15 protein-coding genes are annotated in these 25,616 nt (G+C 46.1%); 1 reads left to right on the forward strand and 14 read right to left on the reverse strand.

Going from position 1 to position 25,616, the window contains the following annotated elements; translation table 11 throughout:
- Positions 1–49: 49 nt before the first annotated feature.
- The 6 genes from ACOMG9_RS24995 to ACOMG9_RS25020 form a co-directional block, all read right to left on the reverse strand.
- Complete coding sequence (locus ACOMG9_RS24995) at positions 50–1,732, reverse strand: F-box/WD repeat-containing protein (protein WP_448215023.1); 1,683 nt, start codon at positions 1,730–1,732, stop codon at positions 50–52.
- A 122-nt stretch (positions 1,733–1,854) separates the two neighbouring features.
- Positions 1,855–3,612, reverse strand: a complete 1,758-nt coding sequence (locus tag ACOMG9_RS25000) for an F-box/WD repeat-containing protein (RefSeq protein WP_448215022.1) — start codon at positions 3,610–3,612, stop codon at positions 1,855–1,857.
- Positions 3,613–3,745: 133 nt separating this feature from the next.
- Positions 3,746–5,422, reverse strand: coding sequence for an F-box/WD repeat-containing protein (locus ACOMG9_RS25005; RefSeq protein WP_494529575.1), 1,677 nt, complete (start codon positions 5,420–5,422; stop codon positions 3,746–3,748).
- A 133-nt stretch (positions 5,423–5,555) separates the two neighbouring features.
- A complete protein-coding gene (locus ACOMG9_RS25010) occupies positions 5,556–7,214 on the reverse strand; it encodes an F-box/WD repeat-containing protein (protein WP_448215020.1) in 1,659 nt (552 codons plus the stop codon).
- Positions 7,215–7,347: 133 nt separating this feature from the next.
- Complete coding sequence (locus tag ACOMG9_RS25015; protein WP_448215019.1) at positions 7,348–9,003, reverse strand: F-box/WD repeat-containing protein; 1,656 nt, start codon at positions 9,001–9,003, stop codon at positions 7,348–7,350.
- Between the two features lie 133 nt (positions 9,004–9,136).
- Entirely contained in the window at positions 9,137–10,783 is a 1,647-nt protein-coding gene (locus ACOMG9_RS25020) for an F-box/WD repeat-containing protein (RefSeq protein WP_448215018.1), read from the reverse strand.
- 384 nt (positions 10,784–11,167) lie between these two features.
- Here ACOMG9_RS25020 and ACOMG9_RS25025 point away from each other — a divergent pair, with 384 nt between their 5' ends.
- On the forward strand, positions 11,168–12,370 hold the full coding sequence (locus ACOMG9_RS25025) for a hypothetical protein (RefSeq protein ID WP_448215017.1): 1,203 nt from the start codon (positions 11,168–11,170) through the stop codon (positions 12,368–12,370).
- Positions 12,371–12,493: 123 nt separating this feature from the next.
- Here the strand turns inward: ACOMG9_RS25025 and ACOMG9_RS25030 are convergent, their stop codons facing one another.
- The 8 genes from ACOMG9_RS25030 to ACOMG9_RS25065 form a co-directional block, all read right to left on the reverse strand.
- Complete coding sequence (locus tag ACOMG9_RS25030; protein WP_448215016.1) at positions 12,494–13,921, reverse strand: hypothetical protein; 1,428 nt, start codon at positions 13,919–13,921, stop codon at positions 12,494–12,496.
- A gap of 288 nt (positions 13,922–14,209) precedes the next feature.
- Positions 14,210–15,715, reverse strand: a complete 1,506-nt coding sequence (locus tag ACOMG9_RS25035; protein ID WP_448215015.1) for a hypothetical protein — start codon at positions 15,713–15,715, stop codon at positions 14,210–14,212.
- A gap of 248 nt (positions 15,716–15,963) precedes the next feature.
- Positions 15,964–17,613: an F-box/WD repeat-containing protein gene (locus ACOMG9_RS25040; RefSeq protein ID WP_448215014.1), complete on the reverse strand. Its 1,650-nt coding sequence runs from the start codon at positions 17,611–17,613 to the stop codon at positions 15,964–15,966.
- Positions 17,614–17,880: 267 nt separating this feature from the next.
- Positions 17,881–18,354, reverse strand: coding sequence for a hypothetical protein (locus tag ACOMG9_RS25045; RefSeq protein WP_494529576.1), 474 nt, complete (start codon positions 18,352–18,354; stop codon positions 17,881–17,883).
- A 111-nt stretch (positions 18,355–18,465) separates the two neighbouring features.
- Positions 18,466–20,115, reverse strand: a complete 1,650-nt coding sequence (locus ACOMG9_RS25050) for an F-box/WD repeat-containing protein (protein WP_448215012.1) — start codon at positions 20,113–20,115, stop codon at positions 18,466–18,468.
- Between the two features lie 162 nt (positions 20,116–20,277).
- Positions 20,278–21,987 (reverse strand): F-box/WD repeat-containing protein, encoded by a 1,710-nt coding sequence (locus ACOMG9_RS25055; protein ID WP_448215011.1) that lies wholly within the window; start codon positions 21,985–21,987, stop codon positions 20,278–20,280.
- A gap of 174 nt (positions 21,988–22,161) precedes the next feature.
- Positions 22,162–23,733, reverse strand: a complete 1,572-nt coding sequence (locus tag ACOMG9_RS25060; RefSeq protein ID WP_448215010.1) for an F-box/WD repeat-containing protein — start codon at positions 23,731–23,733, stop codon at positions 22,162–22,164.
- Between the two features lie 173 nt (positions 23,734–23,906).
- The gene (locus ACOMG9_RS25065; protein WP_494529577.1) at positions 23,907–25,607 is read right to left on the reverse strand and encodes an F-box/WD repeat-containing protein; all 1,701 of its coding nucleotides are present in this window, start codon (positions 25,605–25,607) and stop codon (positions 23,907–23,909) included.
- Positions 25,608–25,616 lie beyond the last annotated feature (9 nt).

The following is a 25,616-nucleotide window of genomic DNA, read 5'->3' on the forward strand; positions in this document are numbered from 1 at the left end:
TCTGTTTGACCCGGTTTTATAATGGAAGTTCAATAGGCTCATTCGATCATCAATTGTTCTTCCATAGTTCAGTGATTCTCACCTTGTCATCGTCACTGACGGTCACCAAATGTCGGCTATCGGCGCTGAAGTTTGCTGAGGTGACTGCATAATCGTGTTGAATGATGGCTTTTTCCAGCCATGATCCACCCGGTTGCAGGCCACTGATTTTCGCTGTGTCGTCATCACTGGTGGTCACAACGTGGAGGCCATCGGTGCTGAATGTGGCTGAGTTGACAATATCGTCATGAACAATTGTGGCTATTTCTTGCCATGATCCATCGGCCTGCAGGTTACAGATTTTCGCCGTGTTATCATGACTGGCGGTGACCAGATGGCGGCTATCGGCGCTGAAGGTGGCTGAGATAACATATTGGTCATGATCAATTGTGACTATTTTCTTCCATGATCCATCGTCTTGGAGGCTAAAGATTTTTACTCTGCCATCCCCGCCGGCGGTCGCCAGGTGGCAGCTGTCGGCACTGAATTTGGCAGAGGCGATGGTACTGTAGACACGGGTGTTTTTTTCTACCCATGATCCAGCAGCCCCCTGAACATAGATTTTTTGAACTGTATCTTCACCGAAGATCACCAGATGACGGCCATTGGGGCTGAGATTGGCCGATGTGATAAATTTTTGATGAATAGTGTCCTCTACTTCCCATGATCCATCGTCCCCCTGGCTAAGGATTTTCACCTCATCACTTCCGGTGGTCACCGCATGGCGGCTATCAGCACTGAAGGAGGCTGAAAGGACCGGGATAGTATGGGTAATGGTGGTTTTTATTTCCCATGATCCATCCTCCTCCAGACCATAGATTTTCGCTGTTTTATCGTTACTGGCGGTGACCAGAAGACGGCCATCGTCGCTGAAGGTGGCTGTATTGATCTTGCAAGTGTGGGTAGTGGTGGCTGTTATTTTCGATGTTCCATCGTCTTCCAGACCATAGATTCTTGCTGTTCTATCGACATTGACGGTCACCAGATGGCGGCAATCGCGGCTGACGTTGGCAGAGAGGACACCAGGATCATGGGAAATGGCGACTTTTGGTTCCCATGATCCATCGTCTTTCTGAACATAGATTTTCACTGTTCTATCGCGACGGTCGCCCATCTGGTAGAAGTGATCGTGACCGGTGGTCACCAGATGGTGGTCATTGGGGCTGAAGGTGGCCGTCTTGACTTTGTCTCTATAGGGGATTTCGGCTTTATCCACTAACTTGAATTTTTTACATTGAGACATCAGTTTACTGTTGATGAAAAGTAACTGAGCAGGAAAATAAAGACTCTTTTGTTGTTTTATGAGTGACTCGACAGTGCCTCTGTCCGCAAACGGTTCCAACCAATTACGGAGTTGCTGCTCGTCTTTTGCCCTGAGGATGGACTTTAGTTGAAATTGGTACGGCGAAGGAATCTGGCGATACCAGGCTCTTTCCTGAGCTTTATCATCTTCAACAAGATCGCGAAGCTGTTTGCACACCTGCTTTAAACGGGTAATCTCGCGAAAGCCCAGATAGCGAATAATTATACGCTGTGTTATTTCCGGTAAATTCAGGAATGAACTTTGATTTTCCTCACAGACAGTCACTTCCTTACCTGCACTGAAACCTGTTGGTGCTTCCTCCAGCTGAGGTTGCTCAGGTGTTGGTGAGAGTGCATTGTCAATGCTGGCGTTTCTGTTTACTGGGTCCATGCCTGATTTCCCTTTAGCTCCAAAGTCACTACTTATCCCTGTCTGGAAAGGGCATTCGAAATTGATTCGATCTGTTTGACCCGGTTTTATAATAGAAGTTCAAAAGAGTGAGCTATAAGTACCTAACCAGTTGGTTTCGCATATTCTGGACGGCGGCTTTTTCCATCCTTCTGCGTTCCAACTCTGGTTGCGTAGCTAAGGCTACGCGCGTTCTTCCATAGTTCAGTGATTCTCATTTTGCGATCGTTAGTGACGGTCACCACATGTCGGCTATCGGCGCTGAAGATGGCTGAGATGACTTCAATATTATGTTGAATGATGGCCTTTACCCGCCATGATCCACCCCGTTGCAGGCCACTGATTTTTGCCGTTTTATCACAGCTGGTGGTCACAACATGGAGACCATCGTTGCTGAATGTGGCTGAGCGGACAGAGTCGTCATGAACAATTGTGGCTGTTTCTTTCCATGATCCATCGGCCTGCAGGTTACAGATTTTCGCCGTGTTATCATTGCTGGCGGTGATCAGATGGTGGCTATCGGCGCTGAATCTGGCTGAGCGGACAGAATCGTCATGAACCAATGTGGTTATTTCTTGCCATGATCCATCGTCCTGCAGGTTACAGATTTTCACTGTGCGATCAAAACTGGCGGTTGCCAGGTGACAGCTATCGGCACTGAAAATGGAACAAGTGATGCTACATCTGTGTTTGAGGCTGAGTTTTTCTACCCATGATCCAGCAGCCCCCTGACCATAGATTTTTAGAACAAAATTTACATATAAGATCATCAGATGACGGCCATCGGGGCTGAGCTTGGCCGTAATGGTAGATATTGCATGACTTGGACGACCTGCATGAATAGTGTCCTCTATTTCCCATGATCCATCGTTAACCTGACTAAGGATCTTTATCTTATTATCCCAGCCGATGGCCACCAGATGACGGCCATCAGCACTGAAGGTGGCTGAAAGGACATAGTGAGTATGAGGAATGGTGGCTTTTATTGCCCATGATCCATCCTCCTCCAGACCATAGATTTTCGCTGTTTTGTCCTTACTGGCGGTGACCAGATGACGGCCATCGGCACTGAAGGTGGCTGTATTGATCTGGCGAGTATTGGTAAAGGTGGCTTTTACATTCGATGTTCCATCGTCCTCCAGACCATAGATTGTTAAAGTTTTATCGACATTGACGGTCACCAGATGGCGGCCATCGGAGCTGACCCTGGCCAAGAGGAAGCTGTGATCATGGGAAATGGCGACTTTGGGTTGCCATGATCCATCGTCTTTTTGAACGTAGATTTTCACTGTTTTATCGAAACTGGCAGTCACCAGATGGCGGCCATCGGGGCTGAAGGTGGGCATCATGACTTGGGATCTATGGGAGATTTCGGCTTTTTCCACTAACTTGAATCTCTCACATTGAGACATCAGTTTACTGTTGATGAAAAGTAACTGAGCAGGAAAATAAAGACTCTTTTGTTGTTTTATGAGTGACTCGACAGTGCCTCTGTCCGCAAACGGTTCCAACCAATTACGGAGTTGCTGCTCGTCTTTTGCCCTGAGGATGGCCTTTAGTTGAAATTGCCAGGGTGAAGGAATCTGGCGATACCAGGCTCTTTCCTGAGTTTTATCGTTTTCAACAAGATCGCGAAGCTGTTTGCACACCTGTTTTAAACGGGTAATCTCGCGAAAGCCCAGATAGCGAATAATTATACGCTGCGTTGTTTCCGGTAAATTCAGGAATGAACTTTGACTTTCCTCACAGACAGTCACTTCCTTACCTGCACTGAAACCTGTTGGTGCTTCCTCCGGCTGAGGTTGCCCAAGTGTTGGCAAGAGTGAATTGTCAATGCTGGCATTGCTGTCTATTGGGTCCATTCCTGATTTCTCCTAAGCTTCAAAGTCAGTACTTATCCCTGTCTGGAAAGGACATTCGAAATTGATTTGATCTGTTAGACCCGGTTTTGTAATGGAAGTTCAAAAGAGTGAGGTCAGCGGAATGATTCGGTCATCAATCGTTCTTACATAGTTCAGTGATTCTTATTTTGCCATCGTTACTGACGGTCACCACATGTCGGCTATCGGCGCTGAAGATGGCTGAGGTGACTGCATTATTATGTGGAATGATGGCTTTTACCCGCCATGATCCACCTGCTTGCAGGCCACTGATTTTCGCCGTGTTATCATCGCTGGTGGTGATCAGATGGAGACCATCGTTGCTGAATGTGGCTGAGCGGACAGAGTCGTCATGAACAATTGTGGCTGTTTCTTTCCATGATCCATCGGCCTGCAGGTTACAGATTTTCGCCGTATTATCATTGCTGGCGGTGATCAGATGGTGGCTATCGGCGCTGAATGTGGCTGAGCGGACAGAATCGTCATGAACCAATGTGGTTATTTCTTGCCATGATCCATCGTCCTGCAGGTTACAGATTTTCACTGTGCGATCAGAACTGGCGGTTGCCAGGTGACAGCTATCGGCACTGAAAATGGAACAAGTGATGCTACATCCGTGTTGAAGGCTGAGTTTTTCTACCCATGATCCAGCAGCCCCCTGACCATAGATTTTTAGAACAAATTTTACATATAAGATCATCAGATGACGGCCATCGGGGCTGAGCTTGGCCGTAATGATAGATATTGCATAACTTGGACGACCTGCATGAATAGTGTCCTCTAGTTCCCATGATCCATCGTTAACCTGACTAAGGATCTTTATCTTATTATCCCAGCCGATGGCCACCAGATGACGGCCATCAGCACTGAAGGTGGCTGAAAGGACCCAGTACTTATGGGGAATGGTGGCTTTTATTTCCCATGATCCATCCTCCTCCAGACCATAGATTTTCGCTGTTTTATCCTTACTGGCGGTGACCAGATGACGGCCATCGGCACTGAAGGTGGCTGTATTGATCTCGCGAGTATTGGTAAAGGTGGCTTTTACATTCGATGTTCCATCGTCCTCCAGACCATAGATTGTTAAAGTTTTATCGACATTGACGGTCACCAGATGGCGGCCATCGGAGCTGACCCTGGCCAAGAGGAAGCCGTGATCATGGGAAATGGCGACTTTGGGTTGCCATGATCCATCGTCTTTTTGAACGTAGATTTTCACTGTTCTATCATAACTGGCAGTCACCAGATGGCGGCCATCGGGGCTGAAGGTGGGCATCATGAGTTGGAATCTATGGGAGATTTCGGCTTTATCCACTAACTTGAATCTCTCACATTGAGACATCAGTTTACTGTTGATGAAAAGTAACTGAGCAGGAAAATAAAGACTCTTTTGTTGTTTTATGAGTGACTCGACAGTGCCCCTGTCCGCAAACGGCTCCAACCAATTACGGAGTTGCTGCTCGTCTTTTGCCCTGAGGATGGCCTTTAGTTGAAATTGCCAGGGTGGAGGAATCTGGCGATACCAGGCTCTTTCCTGAGATTTATCGTTTTCAACAAGATCGCGAAGCTGTCTGCACACCTGTTTTAAACGGGTAATCTCGCGAAAGCCCAGATAGCGAATAATTATACGCTGCGTTATTTCCGGTAAATTCAGGAACGAACTTTGACTTTCCTCGTAGACAGTCACTTCCTTACCTGCACTGAAACCTGTTGGTGCTTGCTCCAGCTGAGGTTGCCCAAGTGTTGGCAGGAATGAATTGTCAATGCTGGCATTGCTGTCTATTGGGTCCATGCCTGATTTCTCCTAAGCTCCAAAGTCAGCACTTATCCCTGTCTGGAAAGGACATTCGAAATTGATTTGATCTGTTTGACCCGGTTTCATGATGGTAGTTCAAAATAGCAAGGCCAGCGGAATGATTCGGTCATCAATCGTTCTTCCATAGTTCAGTGATTCTCACCTTGTGATCGTCACTGACGGTCACCACATGTCGGCTATCGGCGCTGAAGATGGCTGAGGTGACTGGATTATTATGTTGAATGATGGCTTTTACCCGCCATGATCCACCCGCTTGCAGGCCAATGATTTTGGCCGTGTTATCATCACTGGCAGTCACCACATGGAGACTATCGGGGCTGAATGTGGCTGAGTGGACAGAATCATCGTGAACAATTGTGGTCATTTCTTTCCATGATCCATCAGCCTGCAGGTTACAGATTTTCGCCGTGTTATCATCGCTTGCGGTGACCAGATGGCGGCCATCGGCGCTGAAAGTGGCTAAATAGACGGGATCGTCATGAACCATTGTGGCTATTTCTTGCCATGATCCATCGTCCTGCAGGTTACAGATTTTCACTTTGCCGTCCCAACCGGCGGTTGCCAGGTGGCGGCTATCGGCACTGAATTTGACAGAGGCAAAGTTCTCGTATTGAAGGGTGTTTTTTTCTACCCATGGTCCAGCAGCCCCCTGACCATAGATTTTTAGAACAAAATGTTTAACGAAGATTACCAGATGACGGCCATCGGGGCTGAGCCTGGCCCAAATGATAGATCTTTCACGAATAGTGTCCTCTACTTCCCATGATCCATCGTCCCCCTGACTAAGGATTTTCACCTTATGATCCCTGCTGACGGTCACCAGATGGCGGCCATCAGCAGTGAAGTTGGCTGGAAGGACCCAGCAAGTATGGGTAACGGTAGTTTTTATTTCCCATGATCCATCCTCCTCCAGACCATAGATTTTCGCTGTTCTATCGTGACTGTTGGTGACCAGATGACGGCCGTCGGCGCTGAAGTTGGCTGAATTGACTCGGCGAGCATGGGTAATGGTGGCTTTTATTTTCGACGATCCATCGTCCTCCAGACCATAGATTCTTGCTGTTCTATCGACATTGGCGGTCACCAGATGGCGGCCATCGCGGCTGACGTTGGCGAAGAGGACACTATGATCATGGGAAATGGCGACTTTCGGTTGCCATGATCCATCGTCCTTCTGAACATAGATTTTCACTGTTTTATCAAAACTGGCAGTTATCAGATGGCGACCATCGGGGCTGAAGGTGGCCGTTTTGACTCTGTCTCTGTGGAGGATTTCGGCTTTATCCACTAACTTGAATTTTTTACATTGAGACATCAGTTTACTGTTGATGAAAAGTAACTGAGCAGGAAAGTAAATACTTTTTTGTTGTTTCAGGAGTGACTCGACAGTGCCCCTGTCCACAAATGGCTTCAACCAATTGCGGAGTTGTTGCTCATATTTTGTCCTTACGATGGTCTTTGGCTGATATTGGTAGGGTGAAGGAAACTGGCGATACCAGGCTCTTTCCTGAGACTTATCATTTTCAACAAGATCGCGAAGATATTTGCATACCTTTTTTAAACGGGTAATCTCGCGAAAGCCCAGATAGCGAATAATTATACGCTGTGTTAATTCGGGTAAATTCAGGAATGAACTTTGACTTTTCTCGTAGACAGTCACTTCCCTGGCTGCACTGAAACCTGTTGCTGCTTCCTCCTGCTGCTGCGGTTGCTCAGGTGTTGGCGAGAGTGAATTTTCAATCCTGGCATTGCTGTTCAATGGGTTCATGCCTGATTTCTTTTTATCTCCGAAGTCATTACTTATCCCAGCCTGGAAAGGGTATTCGAAATTGATTCGAGCTGTTTGACCCGGTTTTATAATGGAAGTTCAAAAGAGTGTGGTCAGTGGAATGATTCGGTCATCAATCCTTCTTTCGCAGTGCAGTGATTCTCACCTTGTTATCTTCAGTGACGGTCACCACATGTCGGCTATCGGCGCTGAAGATGGCTGAGGTGACTGCACAATCATGTTGAATAATGACTTTTTCCAGCCAGAATCCACCGGCCTGCAGGCCAATGATTTTGGCCGTGTTATCTTCACTGGCGGTGACCACATGAAGGTCATCGGCGCTGAAGTTGGCTGAGTTGACCGCCCCCTTGTGGGTAATACAGGCTCGTTCTTTCCATGATCCATCGTCCTGCAGGCTGTAGATTTTGGCCGTGTTATCTTCACTGGCGGTCACCACATGGTGGCAATCGGCGCTGAAGTTGGCTGAGAAGACCCGACCGTCATGACAAATCCTGGTTATTTCTTTCCATGATCCATCGTCCTGCAGGTGACAGATTTTCACCGTGCGATCTAAACCGACGGTTACCAGATGGCAGCTGTCGGTGCTGAAGTCGGCAAAGTTGACTAGTCTCTTGTGCCGGAGAGTGCCTTTTTTTACCCATGATCCAGCGGACCCCTTACCATAGATTTTCACAACTTCATCTACATTAGAGATCACCAGATGATGGCCATTGGAGCTGAGCTTGGCCGAAGTGATTTTTCCTTCGTAAACAGTGTCTTTTACTACCCATGAGCCATCATCCACCTGACTGGAGATTTTTACACTAGCCCCATCGAAGGTCACCAGATTGTATCCATCAGCGCTGAAGGTGGCTGAAAAGATCATCCAATCATGGGAAATGGTGTTTTTTATTTCCCATTGTCCGTCTTCGTTCAGACCATAGATTTTTGCTGTGTCACTATCACTCATGGTTATCAGATGTCGGCCATCGGGACTGAAGTTGACTGTATTGCCAAAGCCACAATGGGGAATGATGGTTTTTTCTTCCCATGATCCGTCGTCGGGCAGGCAAAAGATTCCCGCTATGTTATCGTAACTCATGGTTACCAGATGGCGGCCATCGGGGCTGAATTTGGCTGCAAGGACCTTGTCCCGATGGAAAATGGTGGCTACTTGTTCCCATGATCCATTGTCTTGCTGAGCATAAATTTTCGCTTTTTTATCGTTACTGGCGGTTGCCAGGTGGCGATCATCGGGGCTGAAATTGACCATTCTGACTTGTCTTAAATGGATAATTTCGATTTTTTCCACTACCTCAAATCTTTCACATTGAGACATCAGCTTGCTGTTGATAAAAAGTAACTGAGCAGGAAAGTAAATACTTTTTTGTTGTTTTAAGAGTGACTCAACAGTGTCACTATCCGCAAACGGCTTCAACCAATCACGGAGTTGTCGCTCATCTTTTGTCTTGATAATGGTCTTTGGCTGATATTGGTAGGGTGAAGGAAACTGGCGATACCAGGCTCTTTCCTGAGTTTTATCGTTTTCAACCAGATCGCGAAAATGTTTGCACACCTGTTTTAAACGGGTAATCTCGCGAAAGCCCAGATAGCGAATAATTATACGCTGCGTTATTTCCGGTAAATTCAGGAATGAACTTTGACTTTCCTCGTAGACAGTCACTTCCTTACCTGCACTGAAACCTGATGCTGCTTCCTCTAGCTGAGGTTGCTCAGGTTTTGGCGAGAGTGGATTGTCAATGCTGGCATTGCTGTTTATTGGGTCCATGCCTGATTTCTCTTAAGCTCCAGAGTCGCTATTTATCTCTGCCTGGAAAGGGCATTTAAAATTGATTCGATCTGTTTGACCCGGTTTTATAATGGAAGTTCAAAAGAGTGAGGTCAGTGGAATGATTCGATCATCAATCCTTCTTTCGCAGTTCAGTGATTCTCACCTTGTTATCTTTAGTGACGGTCACCAGATTTCGGCTATCGGTGCTGAAACTGGCTGAGGTAACTTTATTGTTGTGCTCAATGGTGGCTTTTTCCCGCCATGATCCATCGAGTTGCAGGCCACTGATTTTCACCATGTTGTCATCACTGGCAGTCACCATATGGAGGCAATCGGCACTGAAGTTAGCTGAGTTGACCGCCCCTTTGTGGGTAATACAGGCTTGCTCTTTCCATGACCCATCGTCCTGCAGGCTATAGATTTTCGCCGTGTTATCTTTACTGGCGGTCACCACATGGCGGCAATCGGCGCTGAAGTTGGCTGCGAAGACCTCACTATCATGATGAATCCTGGTTATTTCTTGCCATGATCCATCGTCCTGCAGGTGACAGATTTTCGCCGTGCGATCAGTACTGGCGGTTACCAGATGGCAGCTGTCGGCGCTGAAGCTGGTAGAGTTGATCAGGCCCCTGTGACTAAAAGTGGCTTTTTTTACCCATGATCCAGTGGCCCCCTGACCATAGATTTTTACACCTGCATCTAAACCGGAGATCACCAGATGACGGCCATCGCAGCTGAGCCTGGCCGAAGCGATATATCTTTCATGAATAGCGCCCTCTACTGCCCATGAGCCATCGTCCAACTGACTACTGATTTTCACGCTATCCACACTGACGGTCACCAGATTGCACCCATCAGCGCTGAAGGTGGCTGAAACGATCATTACTTTATGGGAAATAGTGTTTTTTACTTCCCATTGTTCATCTTCGTACAGGCCATAGATTGTCGCTGTGTTATCGTCACTGGTGGTTACCAGATGTTGGCCATCGGGACTGAAGTTGACTGAATAGCTCCAGCCATAATGGCCAACGGTGGTTTTTTGTTGCCAGGATCCATCGTCTCCCAGACGATAGATTTTCGCTGTTTTATCGTAACTGACGGTTACCATATGGCGGTCATCGGGGCTGAATTTGGTTGAGGCGACAACACCCTTATGGGAAATGACGGCTTTTGGTTCCCATGATCCATCGGTTTTCTGGTGGTAGATTTTCGCTGTTTTATCGTCACTGGCGGTTGCCAGATGGCGTTCATCGTGGCTGAAGTTGACTGTCTGGACTTTTTCATCATGGGTAATTTCGATTTTTTCCACCAACTTGAATGTTTCACATTGAGACATCAGTTTACAGTTGATGAAAAATAACTGAGCAGGAAAATAAATATTCTTTTGTTGTTCTATGAGTGACTCGACCGTGCTCATATCCGCAAATACCTGCAACCAATTACGAAGTTGTTGCTCACCTTTTGTCCTGACGATGGTCTTTAGTTGCGATTGGAAGGGTGAAGAAAACTGGCGAATCCATGCTCTTTCCAGTGTTTTATTATTTTCAACAAGATCGTGAAAATATTTGCATACCCTTTTTAAACGGGTAATCTCGCGAAGACCCAAATAGCGAAAAATCAGGGACTTTTCTAAATCGGGCAGATCAAAGAATGGAGATTTACTTTTCTCATAGACAGTCACTTCCCTGCCGACACTGAAACCTGCAGTTGTTTCCTCCCGCTGAGGTTGCTGAGGTGTTGATCTGTCATTGCCGACATTGATGTTTAAAGGGTTCATATCGGGCTCCTCCAAAGCTCCTGAGTCAGTTTTAATCCTTGCTCAGAAAGGGTAATCAAAATTTGTTCAATGCTGATGGAGTTGGAGTCGGTTTTATAATAGAGGTTCATAACATTAAGGCCAGCGAAACTGACAATAAGTCCTGATTCGTGAAAATGATAGAAAGGTATTTTTTCATTAAGATCGCAAAAATATTTGCATCCCCTCAGGCTTTCAAGTCGCCTGTTAATATTTTTTACCTGAATGCCCGTATTTATGAACGGGATGCAGTTCCGGTAAATTAAAAATACCGCACATTCCCGGGAACATTTTCTTTTCTGCCATGTCTAATCTGCGTGTCCTGAAATTATCTCCTGAAATTATCCAACCTTCGAGGTAGAAAAAATGAAAAAGACATCGAAACCAACCGGTATAAGAAAATATCTGGTCGGCTCGCTGTTCTGCTTTGTTTCAAGTGCTATTGCCAGTTCTGAACCAAGTATTTATGGTGTGCTTGCGGAATTAAACTCAAGGCCAGAAGCTGTTAACTATCAAAAAGTCAGGCGTCTGACTGGCGGGCGCGGCCCCATTTACTCCATTGATGAGTACCCTGGTTATATCCTGAAAATCGACCGGGGAAATTTAGATCGAGTGGTCTCTGCCTGGTCATTTTTTGAGGCTTTTGGCCTGAAACACCTGTTTGTTCCACAAATGCTCCCAGTGATCGTAGGTGGTGAGGCGATGTTGCTTACAGAGCGGGTCAATGTACCAACAGACAGTTTTTCACACTATATGGAGTTCAGTCTGAACCGCAAAGGTTATGGTGATGCTATTAAGGATCTGACGGCGCTGGCCTGCATGAGGGAAATTCCTGACTTTACCATTAATGGAATGCTGACAGGAGAGCGTATTCGTTACGATAATATTCCTCCTTTTCAAACAGTGGATAACAATGGCAATACTCAATACAAGGTCGCTTTGATTGACCTTGATCATTACTATGACACTTTACCCGTCCGTCGCCGCCCTGCATTAGAGATTGTTCGCGAAGTCGTGGAAGCTTTTCCCTGGGCTTTGGACGATATTCTGGAAACCGCTTCCTATCATCGAAGCTGCTTTCTGACAGGTGATAATATCCGTTGGTTGCGTGATTTCGCTGATGAGCAGTCAATCAGAAGGTACACAATGTATGAAGGATATCATGATTATCTGCTAGCCAAAGGCATTAATCCGATGTCAGCTTCCGTGCACCTGGATACACTCTATCAGGAACCCGGGGAGTTCAAACTGACCTTGAGGCACGACTATGATACTGTGGTTCTTAATCTGGCAGAGGTTATTTACAATACAGCGAAAGAGAAAATGCGAGTTAAGAAAAAACAGAATGTTAAAGGCTATAATGCCCGTATCAGCTATGTGGATAGTCATGCCCTTGAATACCTCAGAAATATTAAACAGCAGTATATAGATGCCTATATGGATCTTGAAAAGGGTGTTGAAGAAGGTAATGCATTATTCTTGAAAGCAGTTGCTTTATTAGAAGAAAACAAACTGTTTTACAGAGCATCTGTTGGTCGGAATCGACTGGATCTGCTGATTTATTTTTGAGTGTAAACTCACGGCAACCAGCAATTGAAGATTTACTTTTCTCATAGACAGTCACTCCCTGCCTGCACTGAAATCCGCAGGTGCTTTCGCTGAGGTTGCTGAGGTGTTGGCGAGAGTGAACTGTCATTGCTGGAATCGTCGTCGTTTTTCAGCAAAGAAGGTTTTCCGCATAATCGCTTCTGCTTCTTCCCGGATAAATGATTCGGTTTGATTGTTCATTTTTAACCAATTCGTGAAGTCACGTTCGAACGCTTGCCATTGCGAGCCAAGCAGTTGTTGCAATGAGACTCTCTTTTCCGGGTTGTGCGTGAGAGAACCTGTGGTGTGATCACCTAAGTTAGCACTAGCCGTTTTCCAAGGTTCCATCAAAGGTTCATATTGCTCATTTCCCGGAATTGCACAAAATTTTTTCATTGCCTTCACCATTCCCTTAAATAGAGTCCATTTTTTATATTTATCAACGATTGGGATTTTTCCTTTGGCAAGAACATCGGAGAGGCTGATATCACCGGAACTCCAATTGATTACAGAACCTTGTTGTAAAAGATCAAAGTCACTATTTACTATTCGACCAGGGGTAATAATATGTACATTTTTTTCCTGCTGACCACCGGGATTTTGGAAAGTCATGATCACATCTTTTTTATCATCACTGTTGATTTTAAATACCTTAACAGACTTATAGGGAAAAAAGTCCGGCTTCTGTTCAGGGAAATACTCGCTGACGTGGCCCGGATTAAGCTGCCGAGAGCTGACTAACACCACATCTCTGTCGTTGTCTCCTTCCATCAGCACCACAACTCTTAGCGCATGAGCAAGAAAATATTCATTATGACAATAGACAAAATAAAATACGCTCTGGTCATTCCCATCACTGTTTTTGCTCAGTGGATTAGCGCAATACTTACGCAGTAAATCGTCCTTGAATACAGTGTCAGGGTATGTATTTTCCATCAGGTATAAACGCTGACAGCTAATGCCCATATCAATCTCTTCTATTCCATGACGGCCCGTATTACTGTATTCTCCGCTTTTGACTTCATATTCACTAACACCCAAAGTCTTTCTGGCAAATTCACCATGGCTGTTTGCCAACGGCGCTATCAAACCACTCGGGCCATGCAAGATAAAATCGGCCTCATGCAGCAATTGATAAACTTCCTCTTCCTGATGCATTGCGGCTAACTGCTGCTGTTCAGGTGGCCGGAATATTTGTCGACGGTGACCATCCAGAATGAAGGTTTTAACGTCGTCAAAAGTGGCAATGGATCTTAATCGATTCAGCTCATCAATGTCAGCGGCATGGTGTTCAAAGACAAATGAGCAAGTTGCTTCAGGAAAGAGTTTCCTGACATAACCTAACACCCTTACCCCGGATGCAATATCACCATACCCCCTCTTTGAAATGCTATTGCTCATGAACTGCCGGGTAGCAACCACAATTTTAATGGTTCTGTTCTTAAAGCTTGGACTACCTTTTGATTCAGGCTCATTTAAAAATCTTGTCAGGTCTTTGCTAAAAAGTTCAGAATTAAGCTCTGTAATATTCATGTTTTTCTTGGCTCCTAAATATTTGTATCTTCCTTATCAGGGCATAATAAAAAATGTATCCAAACCTTTTCAGAAACATCACTCTTTTAACTTGGGTTAATAATAAAAATAAATCCCTGACATAAATGACAGCTACAGTGACAATGCTTTAAGCGATTAAGAGGTTAACCCCGGGTTTTAAGTATCTAACCAGTTGGTTTCGCATATTCTGGACGGTCACTACAAGACAACCATTGGCACTGAAGCTGGTTGTATAGATCCTGTCTTTGTGAGTTTTCTCATAGACAGTCACTCCCTGCCTGCACTGAAACCCGCAGGTGCTTTCTCCAGCTGAGGTTGCTGAGTTGTTGGCGAGAGTGAACTGTCATTGCTGGAATTGTCATCGTTTTCAGCAAAGAGGGTTTTCCGGATAATCGCTTCTGCTTTTTCCCGGATAAATGATTCGGTTTGATTGTTCTTTTTTAACCAATCCGTGAAGTCACGTTCGAACGCTTGCCATTGCGAGCCAAGCAGTTGTTGCAACGAGACTCTGCTGGCCAGGCTTTTCGTGAGAGAACTTTTCCTGGGGTTATAAGCTAAGCTCGCACAAGCCGTTCTCCAAGGGCCCATCAAAGAACCATATTGCTCATTTCCCGGAATTGCACAAAACTTTTTCACTGCATTCAACATTCCCCAAAATAGATCCTCTTTTTTATAGGGTTCAACGATTGGGATTTTTCCTTTGGCAAGAACATCGGAGAGGCTGATATCACCGGAACTCCAATTGATTACAGAACCTTGTTGTAAAAGATCAAAGTCACTATTTACTATTCGACCAGGGGTAATAATGTGTATATTTTTTTCCTGCTCACCATCGGGATTTTGAAAAGTCATGATCACATCTTTTTTGTCATCACTGTTGATTTTAAATACCTTAACAGACTTATAGGGAAAAAAGTCCGGCCGCTGTTCAGAGAAATACTCGCTGACGTGGCCCGGATTAAGCTGCTGAGAGCTGACTAACACCACATCTCTGTCGTTGTTTGCTTCCATCAGCAGCAGAATTCTCAGCGCCTGAGCAAGAAAATATTTAGCATGACCATAGACAAAATAAAATACGCTCTGGTCATTCCCATCACTGCTTTTGCTCAGTGGATTAGCACAATACTTACGCAGTAAATCGTCCTTGAATACAGTGTCAGGGTATGTATTTTCCATCAGGTATAAACGCTGACAGCTAAAGCCCATATCAATCTCTTCTATTCCATGACGGCCTTTTTTACTATATTCTCCGCTTTTGAGTTCATATTCACTAACACCCACAGTTTTGCTGGCAAATTCACCATGGCTGTTTGCCAACGGCGATATCAAACCACTCGGGCCATGCAAGATAAAATCGGCCTCATGCAGCAATTGGTAAACTTCCTCTTCCTGATGCACTTTGGCTAACTGCTGCTGTTCAGGTGGCCGGTATATTTGTCGACGGCGACCATCCAGAATGAAGGTTTTAACGTCGTCAAAGGTGGCAATGGATCTTAATCGATTCAGCTCATCAATGTCAGCGGCATGGTGTTCAAAGACAAATGAGCAAGTTGCTTCAGGAAAGAGTTTCCTGACATAACCCAACTCCCTTACCCCAGATGCAATATCACCATACCCCCTCTCTAAAATGGTATCGCTCATGTACTGCCGGGTAGCAACCACAATTTTGATGGTTCTGTTCTTAAAGCTTGGGCTACCTTTTGATTCAGGCTCATTTAAAAACCTTGTCAGGTCTTTACTAAAAAGTTCTGAATTAAGCTCTGTAACATCCATGTTTTTTCTTGGCTCCTCAATATTTGTATTTTTCTTAGCAGGGCATAACAAAAAATGTATCCAAACCTTTTCAGAAACATCACTCTTTTAACTTGGATTAATAATAAAAATAAATCCCTGACATAAATGACAGCTACAGTGACAATGCTTTAGGCGATTAAGAGGTTACAGGCGTTGCCGAGTTCCAGATGAGAGGTTGAACGATTAAGTGATTGCTGCCAGCGGCACCGACGACGAACATTCGATCATCAAACGTCCTTCTGCAGTTCAGTGATTCTTGCCGAGTAATCACTGAAGGTCACCACATGCCGGCCATCGACACCGAAGGCGGCTGAGCCGAGACCGATAACACCCCTGTGGGAAATAATAGCTTTTTGAAGCCATGATCCATCGGCCCCAAGACCATAAATTTGCGCCGTTGCGTCCTTACTGGCGGTCACTACAAGACAACCATAGGTACTGAAGGTGGCTGAATAGATCCTGTCTTTGTGAGAAATGGTGGCTTTTTCTACCCATGATCCATCGGTCTCCAGACGATAGATTTTTGCCGTGTTGTTAGTAATGGTAGTTAACAAATGGCGACTATCGGCGCTGAAGATGGCTGAGTGGACCGGGCTCTCGTGAGGAATGATGGCTTTATTTACCCATGATCCGGCCAGCAGACCATAGATTTTCGTCGTTTTATCTTCACTGGCGGTCACCACCTGAGTGCCATCGGTGCTGAACTTGGCTGAATAGACACTGCCATCATGCTGAATCTCGTCTGTTTTTTTCCATGATCCATCGTCCTGCAGGCCATATATTTTTGCCTTGCCATCCCTGCTGGCAGTTACCACATAGCTGCCATCGGCGCTGAATTGGGCCGTCATCACCCAACCATTATGGTTAATGGTGCCTTTTTCGTTCCAGGAGTCATTGGCCTGCTTACCGTAGATTGTCACAGAGTATGTAGAGTAGATCATCAAATGACGGCCATCGATGCTGAAGCTGGCCAGACCGGCTTGAGTATTATGGTTAATAGTGGTCTTTGCTTGCCATGATCCATCGTTCTCCAGTCTATAGATTTTCAACTTTTTATCCAAACCGGAGGTCAACACATGATGGCCATCTGCACAGAAGGTGGCTGAGCAGACCCCATCTTCATGGGAAATTGTGAATTTTAGTTTCCATGATCCATCTTCCTCCATACCATAGATGACCGCGTTAACGCGACTGGCGGTTAGCAGATGGCGGCTATCGGGACTGAAGGTGGCTGATGTGACGTTATGGGAAATGTTGGCTTTAACTTTCCATGATCCATCGTTCTCACGGCTAGAGATTTTCAATATATTATCCAAACAGGCGGTCACCAGGTGGCGGCTATCGGGGCTTAAAGTGGCTTTGTGGATCCAGCTGGAATGGATGATTTCGGTTTTTGTCTCCAGGTTAAATTTTTCACATAGAGACATCAATTTACTATTGGTGAATAGGAACAGAGCAGGGAAATAAGCACTATCTCGTCGTTCTACAAGTGACTCGATAGTTTCATTATTCGCAAACGGCCTCAACCAATCACGGAGTTCTTGATTCGTTTTTGCCTTAAAGATGGTCTTCAGTTGATCTCTGTGTTGTGAAGGAAATCGACGATACCATGCTCTTTCCAGGGCTTTAGAGTTTTCAACAAAATCGCCAAGATATTTGCATACCCTTGCCAAACGGGCAATCTCGCGCAGGCCCAGATAGCGAATAATCACAGATTTTGGTTCGTCGGGCAAACAGAGGAATGGAGATTGATTTTGGTTATACAGAGTAACGTCTCTGCCTGCAGTGACACCCGTTGGCACTGCTTCCAGTCGAGGTCGCTTGGGTGTTGGCGAGACTGTACCGTCATCGCTGGAATTGTTGTTCAAAGGGTTCATATCGGGCGGGTTCCTCCAAAGCACGATTGGTATTATTTATTTCCGTTTGGAAAGCGCGTTCGAAATTAAATCGATCTCTTAGACTCGGTTTTATAATGGAAGTTCAAAACAATTAAGAGAAAGAAGAGCCCTGATTCGGGTAAAGAATGGAAAGAAATTTTTTCATTGAGAGCCAAGTGCAAAAATTGCCATTGTGCTCTCGATATAACCCAGAACTGAGGGCAGCGTAGCTTTCCCCGTCAAGTGAATTGTTAGGTGGCGTGGTTATTAGCGGGAGAGTAAGGCTTGGAGCATTTCTTTGATAGCAGCAATATCAGAACCTTGCTGGTCAAGGCGCTTATCTTGCTGGTCAAGGCGCTTATCTTGCTGGTCAAACCGTTTGCTGATTTCTTTGCTCTGCTGGTCAAGGCGCTTGTCTTGCTGGTCAAACCGTTCGCTAATTTCTTTGCTCTGCTGGTCAAGGCGCTTATCCTGCTGGTCAAGGCGCTTGTCTTGCTGGTCAAACCGTTCGCTGATTTCTTTGCTCTGCTGGTCAAGGCGCTTGTCTTGCTGGTCAAACCGTTCGCTGATTTCTTTGCTCTGCTGGTCAAGGCGCTTATCTTGCTGGTCAAGGCGCTTGTCTTGCTGGTCAAATCTCTGGTGCATCTCACCACGGGTTTGACCAAGGCCGTCAACTACGTCAGCCAGAGTGTTACGAATATGATCAATCTCTGTCGACTGAGGTTTGGGTTTCGCACTCATGGGTTACTCCTTGATAAAATGTCAAAGAGGAACAGCATAGCAAAGACTGGCACAAAGACACCTGACACTGTTTTTTAATCGGTTCTAAGCAAAAATACGCTTATTCGATCATCAATCCTTCTTGCGTAGTTCGGTGATTCTTACGCTGATATCTTTACTGACCGTCACCAGGTTTCGGCCATCGGTACTGAAGTTGGCTGAGGTGACTGCTTTCTTGTGCCTGATGATGGCTTTTTCCAACCATGATCCATCGGCCTGCAGGCCAAGGACTTTCGCTGTGTTATCATCACTGGTGGTCACCACATGAAGGCAATCGGCGCTGAATTTGGCTGAGTTGACCACCTTCTTATGGGTAATGCAGGCTGTTTCTTCCCATAATCCAGGGGCCTTTCGGGTGTATATTTTTGCGGTCTTATCATCACTGGCAGTCACCACATGGAGGCTATTGGCGCTGAATTCGGCTGAGCGAACGTTACAATCATGAGGAATCGTGGCTATTTCTTTCCACGATCCATCGGTTTGCAGGTCAAAGATTTTTGCCGTGTCATCTAAACTGACGGTTACCAGATGACAGCTATCGGCGCTGAAGTTGGCAGATGTGATTGTGCTCCTGTGTTGAAGGGGGGCTTTTTTTACCCATGATCCATCGTCCCCCCGACCATAAATTTTTAGAGCGTAATCAACGCAGATGATCGCCAGATGACGGTCATCGGGACTGAGTCTGGCTGAATAGACATAACTTTCATGAATAGTGTCCTCTAGTTCCCATAATCCATCGTCCCCCTGACTACGGATCCTCACCGTGTGATCAAAGCCGACGCTCATCATATGCTGACTATCAGCGCTGAAGGTGGCTGAAAGAATCATATGATTATGGAAAATGATGGCTTTTACCTCCCATGATCCATCGTCCCCCTGACCGTAGATTTTCGCTGTGTGATCATGACTGGCGGTTAGCAGATGGCGGCCATCTGGGCTGAAGGTGGCTGATGCAACCCAATTATCGTGGGTAAAGGTGGCTGTTGGTTCCCATGATCCATCGTCCTGCTGAACATAGATTCTTGCTGTATTATCGTGACTGGCAGTTACCAGATAGCGGCCGTCGGGGCTGAAGTTGGCTAAAACAGCCCTGTGATTATGGAAAAAGGTGGCTTTTGGTTCCCATGATCCATCGGTCTTCTGGCTGCAGATTTTCACTGTTTTATCTTCACTGACGGATGCCAGATGGCGATTATCGGGGCTGAAATTGACCGCTCTGACTTTTTTATCATGGGTCATTTCGATTTTTTCCACTAACTTGAACTTTTCACATTGAGACATCAGTTTACTGTTAATGAAAAGCAACTGAGCAGGAAAATAAGTACTCTTTTGTTGTTCTAAGAGTGACTCGACAGTGCCCATATCCGCAAACGCCTCCAACCAATGACGGAGCTGTTGCTCATCTTTTGTCCTGACGATGGTCTTTGGTTGATAATGGTAGGGCGAAGGAAACTTGCGAATCCACGCTCTTTCCAGAACTTTATCCTCTTCAACAAGTGTGCAAAGAAATTTGCATACCAGTTTTAAACGGGTAACCTCGCGAAAACCCAAATAGCGAATGATCATCGATTTTGTTTCGTAGGGTAAACAGAGCAATGGCGATTGATTTTGCTTGTATACACTAACTTCCCTGCCTGCACTGACAACCGTTGATGCTTCCTCAAGTTGAGGTTGTCCAGGTGTTGGCGAGTCAATACCCGAATTTCTATTAACAGGGCCCATGCCTGTCTCCTTCTAAGCTCCAGAGTTGGTATTTATCTTTGTATGAAAAAGACATTCAAAATGGATTCGACTCGGTTTCAGGATGAAAGTTCAAAATATTGGGGTCAGTGAAATCAGGAAAAAGCAGAGCTCTGATCCGGGAAAATTTTTCAAGGTCATGGATCAAAAGAGGAGACAACTAGCCTCAGGCAGTTGCTGGGTTGTGCTCATTCGATCATCATCGTCCTTCCGCAGCTCAGTGATTCTCGCACTGTAATCATTACTGACGGTCAGCACATGCCGGTCATCGGGACTGAAGTCGGCTGAGATGAATCCTTTCTCGTGTCGGATGGTGGCTTTTTCCAGCCATGCGCCGTCGTTCTGCAGACCAAAAACTTTCGCCGTACCATCCAAACTGGCGGTGACCACAAGACGACCATCGGCACTGAAGTTGGCTGAGAAGACTCTGTGCCTATGGGGAATGCTGGCTTCTTCCTGCCATGATCCGTCGGCCTGGAGACCACTGATTTTTGCCGTATTATCGTCACTGGTGGTCACCACATGGAGGCAATCGGCACTGAAGGTGGCTGAGACGACTCTATTAGTGTGGGAGATACAGGCTTTTTCCTGCCATGATGCGGAGGCCTTCTGGCTATAGATTTTTGCCTTGCCGTCCCAACTGGCGGTCACCACATGGCAGCTATCGGAGCTGAAGGTGGCTGTGATGATCAAATTATCATGATAAATTGAGGCTGCTTTTTTCCATGATCCATCGGCCTGCAGGTCATAGATATTTGCCGTGCGACCTAAACTGTAGGCTAACAGGTGGCAGCTATCGGCGCTGAAATTGGCGATTTCTGCGATGCCTTGAAGGGTGGCTTTTTCTACCCATGATCCATCGGCCCCCTTGCCATAGATTGTAACAACGTAATTTATATCGAAGATCGCCAGAAGACTCTCATCGACACTGAACCTGACCGAATGGATCAGACTGGAATGATAAACAGTCTCTTCTAATTCCCACGATCCGATGTCCCCCTGACCAAAGAATTTCACCGTGTGATCTGGACCGACAGTCAGCAAACGGCGGCCATCAGCATTGAAGGTGACTGAATTGACATTGAGAACATGAGGAATGGAGGCTTTTGCTTCCCAGGATCCATTGTCTGCCTGACCGTAGATATTGAATGTATGACGGTAACCGTAGGCTATCACGGCTAACACATGACGGCCATCAGAGCTAAAGCTGGCCGACATGACTGCATCGTTATGGGTAATAGTGTTTTTTTCTTCCCAGGTTCCACCATTCTCCTGGCCATAGATTTTCAACTTATGATCCACACTGGCGGTCAACACATGGCGGCTGTCGGCGCTGAAGGTGGCTGTGCTGATACGGTTAGAATGGTTGATTTCGGTTTTTTCCACCAGACTGAATGTTTTACATTGAGACATCAGTTTACTGTTGGTGAAAAGGAGTTGAGCAGGAAAGTAAGTACTTTCTCGTTGTTTTAAAAGTGACTCGACAGTGTCCTCATCCGCAAACGGCGCCAGCCAGTCACGAAGTTGTTGCTCATCTTTTCTCGTTATCATGGCCTTTAGTTGATATTGATGTTGTGAAGGAAATCGGCGAAACCAGGCTTTTTCCAGAGCTTTATCGTTTTCAACAAGATCGCGAAGATGCCTGCATACCTTGGCTAAACGGGTAATCTCGCGAAAACCCAAATAGCGAATAATCATTGACTTTGTTTCATAGGGTAAACAGAGCAATGGCGATTGATTTTGGATGTATACACTGACCTCCCTGCCTGCACTGACAACCGTTGATGCTTCCTCAAGTTGAGGTTGTCCAGGTGTTGGCGAGTCAATGCCCGAATTGCTGTTAACAGGGCCCATGCCTGGCTCCTTCAAAACTCCAAAGTTAGTATTTATCCTTTTTGTATGAAAAAGACATTCAAAATGGATTCAACAGGTTGGACCTGGTTTTAGTATGAAAGTTCACACTATTGGGGTCAGTGAAACCAGGAAAAAGCAGAGCCCTGATCCGGGAAAATTTTTCAAGGACATGGATCAAAAGAGCAGACAACCAACCTGAGGCGGGCGTCGGGTTACACTCATTCGATCATCATCGTCCTTCCACAGCTCAGTGATTCTCGCAATGTAATTATCACTGATGGTCACCACATATCGGTCATCGGGACTGAAGTCGGCTGAGAGGACTCCTTTCTTGTGTCGGATGGTAGCTTTTTCCAGCCATGCGCCATCGGTCTGCAGACCAAAAACTTTCGCCTTACCATCCGCACTGGCGGTGACCACAAGACGACCATCGGCACTGAAGGTGGCTGAGAGGATGCTGTTCTTATGGCTAATGTTGGCTTCTTCTTGCCATGATCCATTGGCCTGCAGGCCATTGATTTTTGCCGTGTTATCATTACTGGCGATCACTACATGGAGGCAATCGGCACTAAAGTTGGCTGAGGTGAGCCATCTGGCGTGGGATATACAGGCTGTTTCCTGCCATGATGCAGAGGTCTTCTGGCTATAGATTTTTGTACTGCCATCCCAACTGGTGGTCACCACATGGCAGTTATCGGCGCTGATATCGGCAATTGCGATCTGGATGCCTTGAAGGGTGGCTTTTTCCACCCATGATCCACTGGCCACCTTGCCGTAGATTGTAACAACGGCATTTATATCGTGGATTGCCAGAAGACTCTCATCGACACTGAACCTGGCCGAATTGACCGGACTGGTATGGTAAATAGTATCCTCTAATTCCCATGATCCATTGTCCCCCTGACCAAAGAATTTTACCGTGTGATCTGGACCGACAGTCATCAAACGGCAGCCATCAGCAATGAAGGTGACTGACTTGACATTATTAACATTAGGAATGGTGGCTTTTGCTTCCCAGGATCCATTGTCCGCCTGACTGTAGATAGTGACTTTCTTATCATAACCGGTGGCTAACACATGAAGGCCATCAGAGCTAAAGCTGGCCGACTTGACTGCACCACTATGGGTAATAGTGTTTTTTTCTTCCCAGGTTCCGCCATTCTCCTGGCCATAGATTTTCAACTTATGATCCACACTGGCGGTCACCACATGGCGGCTGTCGGCGCTGAAGGTGGCTGTGCTGATACGGTTAAAATGGTTGATTTCGGTTTTTTCCACCAGGCTGAATGTTTTACATTGAGACATCAGTTTACTGTTGGTGAAAAGGAGTTGAGCAGGGAAGTAAGTACTTTCTCGTTGTTTTAAAAGTGACTCGACAGTGTCCTCATCCGCAAACGGCGCCAGCCAGTCACGGAGTTGTTGCTCATCTTTTTTCGTTATCATGGCCTTAAGTTGATATTGGTGTCGTGAAGGAAACCGGCGAAACCAAGCTCTTTCCAGAGCTTTATCGTTTTCAACAAGATCGCGAAGATGCCTGCATACCTTGGCTAAACGGGTAATCTCGCGAAAGCCCAAATAGCGAATAATCATCGATTTTGTTTCATAGGGTAAACAGAGCAATGGCGATTGATTTTGGATGTATACACTGACCTCCCTGCCTGCACTGACAACCGTTGATGCTTCCTCAAGTTGAGGTTGTACAGGTGTTGGCGAGTCAATGCCCGAATTGCTGTTAACAGGGCTCATGCCTGACTCCTTCAAAACTCCAAAGTTAGTATTTATCCTTTTGTATGAAAAAGGCATTCAAAATGGATTCAACAGGTTGGACTCGGCTATAGAATGAAAGTTCACAATATTGAGGTCAGTGAAACCAGGAAAAAACAGAACCCTTATCCGGGAAAGTTTTTCAAGGTCATGGGTCAAAAGAGGAGACAACCAGCCTCAGGCAGGTGCTGGATTGCGCTCATTCGATCATCATCGTCCTCCCTCAGCTCAGTGATTCTCGCACTGTGATCATAACTGATGGTCACCACATGTCGGTCATCGGGACTGAAGTTGGCTGAGATGACTCCTTTATCGTGTCGGACGGTGGCTTTTTCCAGCCATAACCCATCGGTCTGCAGACCAAAAACTTTCGCCGTACCATCCCAACTGGGGGTAACCACAAGACGACCATCGGCACTGAAGGTGGCTGGGGGTACCCTGTTCTTATGGCTAATGTTGGCTTCTTCTCGCCATGATCCATTGGCCTGCAGGCCATAGATTTTTGCCGTGTTATCATTACTGGTGGTCACCACATGGAGGCAATCGGCACTGAAGTTGGCTGAGGTGAGCTCGTCATTGTGGGTAATACAGGCTTTTTCTTGCCATGATGAATCAGCCCTCTTGCTATAGATTTTCGCCTGATGATCCTTACTGGCAGTGACCACATGGCAGCTATCGGCGCTGAAGGTGGCTGTGTTAACTATAAAATTATGAGAAATCGTGTCTGCTTCTTTCCATGATCCGTCGGCCTGCAGGTTAAAAATATTTACCTTGAAACCTGCTCTGGTTAACAGGTGGCAGTTATTGGCGCTGATATCGAGAATTGCATACTGGGTGCGTTGAATGGTGGCTTTTTCCACCCATGATCCAGCGGCCCGCTTGCCATAGATTGTAACAACGGAATTTATATCGCGGATCGCCAGAAGACTCTCATCGACACTGAGCCTGGCCGATTCGATCGGACTGGTATGGCAAATGGTTTCCTCTAATTCCCATGATCCATTGTCTCCCTGAGCAAAGATTTTCACCGTGTGATCTCGACCGACAATCACCAAACGGCAGCCATCAGCAGTGAAGGTGGCTGATCTGACATTAATAACATCTGGAGTGGTGGCTTTTGCTTGCCAGGATCCATTGTCCGCCTGACTGTAGATAGTGAATGCCCTTTCATAACCGGCGGCTAACACATGAAAGCCATCAGAGCTAAAGCTGGCCGACCTGACTGCACCGCTGTGGGTAATAGTGTTTTTTTCTTCCCAGGTTCCACCATTCTCCTGGCCATAGATTTTCAACTTATGATCCCAACTGGCGGTCACTACACGGCGGCTGTCGGCGCTGAAGGTGGCTGTGTTGATAAAGTTAGCATGGGGAATTTTAGCTTTTTCTACCAGCCTGAATTTTTTACATTGAGACATCAGTTTACTGTTGGTGAAAAGGAGCTGAGCAGGAAAGTAAGTACTTTCTCGTTGTTTTAAAAGTGACTCGACAGTGTCCTCATCCGCAAACGGCGCCAGCCAGTCACGAAGTTGTTGCTCATCTTTTCTCGTTATCATGGCCTTTAGTTGATATTGGTGTTGTGAAGGAAATCGGCGAAACCAGGCTCTTTCCAGAGCTTTATCGTTTTCAACAAGATCGCGAAGATGCCTGCATACCTTGGCTAAACGGGTAATCTCGCGAAAACCCAAATAGCGAATAATCATTGACTTTGTTTCGTGGGGTAAACAGAGGAATGGCGATTGATTTTGGTGGTATACACTGACCTCCCTGCCTGCACTGACAACCGTTGATGCTTCCTCAAGTTGAGGTTGTACAGGTGTTGGCGAGTCAATGCCCGAATTGCTGTTAACAGGGCTCATGCCTGGCTC

It is taken from the genome of Endozoicomonas sp. PH6C (genome assembly GCF_059322965.1).

Bases quoted from the DNA above. Each gene is read 5' to 3' on its own strand.
- ACOMG9_RS24995 (WP_448215023.1), bottom strand. From the start codon at position 1,732: ATGGACCCAGTAAACAGAAACGCCAGCATTGACAATGCACTCTCACCA.
- ACOMG9_RS25000 (WP_448215022.1), bottom strand. From the start codon at position 3,612: ATGGACCCAATAGACAGCAATGCCAGCATTGACAATTCACTCTTGCCA.
- ACOMG9_RS25005 (WP_494529575.1), bottom strand. From the start codon at position 5,422: ATGGACCCAATAGACAGCAATGCCAGCATTGACAATTCATTCCTGCCA.
- ACOMG9_RS25010 (WP_448215020.1), bottom strand. From the start codon at position 7,214: ATGAACCCATTGAACAGCAATGCCAGGATTGAAAATTCACTCTCGCCA.
- ACOMG9_RS25015 (WP_448215019.1), bottom strand. From the start codon at position 9,003: ATGGACCCAATAAACAGCAATGCCAGCATTGACAATCCACTCTCGCCA.
- ACOMG9_RS25020 (WP_448215018.1), bottom strand. From the start codon at position 10,783: ATGAACCCTTTAAACATCAATGTCGGCAATGACAGATCAACACCTCAG.
- ACOMG9_RS25025 (WP_448215017.1), top strand. From the start codon at position 11,168: ATGAAAAAGACATCGAAACCAACCGGTATAAGAAAATATCTGGTCGGC.
- ACOMG9_RS25030 (WP_448215016.1), bottom strand. From the start codon at position 13,921: ATGAATATTACAGAGCTTAATTCTGAACTTTTTAGCAAAGACCTGACA.
- ACOMG9_RS25035 (WP_448215015.1), bottom strand. From the start codon at position 15,715: ATGGATGTTACAGAGCTTAATTCAGAACTTTTTAGTAAAGACCTGACA.
- ACOMG9_RS25040 (WP_448215014.1), bottom strand. From the start codon at position 17,613: ATGAACCCTTTGAACAACAATTCCAGCGATGACGGTACAGTCTCGCCA.
- ACOMG9_RS25045 (WP_494529576.1), bottom strand. From the start codon at position 18,354: ATGAGTGCGAAACCCAAACCTCAGTCGACAGAGATTGATCATATTCGT.
- ACOMG9_RS25050 (WP_448215012.1), bottom strand. From the start codon at position 20,115: ATGGGCCCTGTTAATAGAAATTCGGGTATTGACTCGCCAACACCTGGA.
- ACOMG9_RS25055 (WP_448215011.1), bottom strand. From the start codon at position 21,987: ATGGGCCCTGTTAACAGCAATTCGGGCATTGACTCGCCAACACCTGGA.
- ACOMG9_RS25060 (WP_448215010.1), bottom strand. From the start codon at position 23,733: ATGAGCCCTGTTAACAGCAATTCGGGCATTGACTCGCCAACACCTGTA.
- ACOMG9_RS25065 (WP_494529577.1), bottom strand. From the start codon at position 25,607: ATGAGCCCTGTTAACAGCAATTCGGGCATTGACTCGCCAACACCTGTA.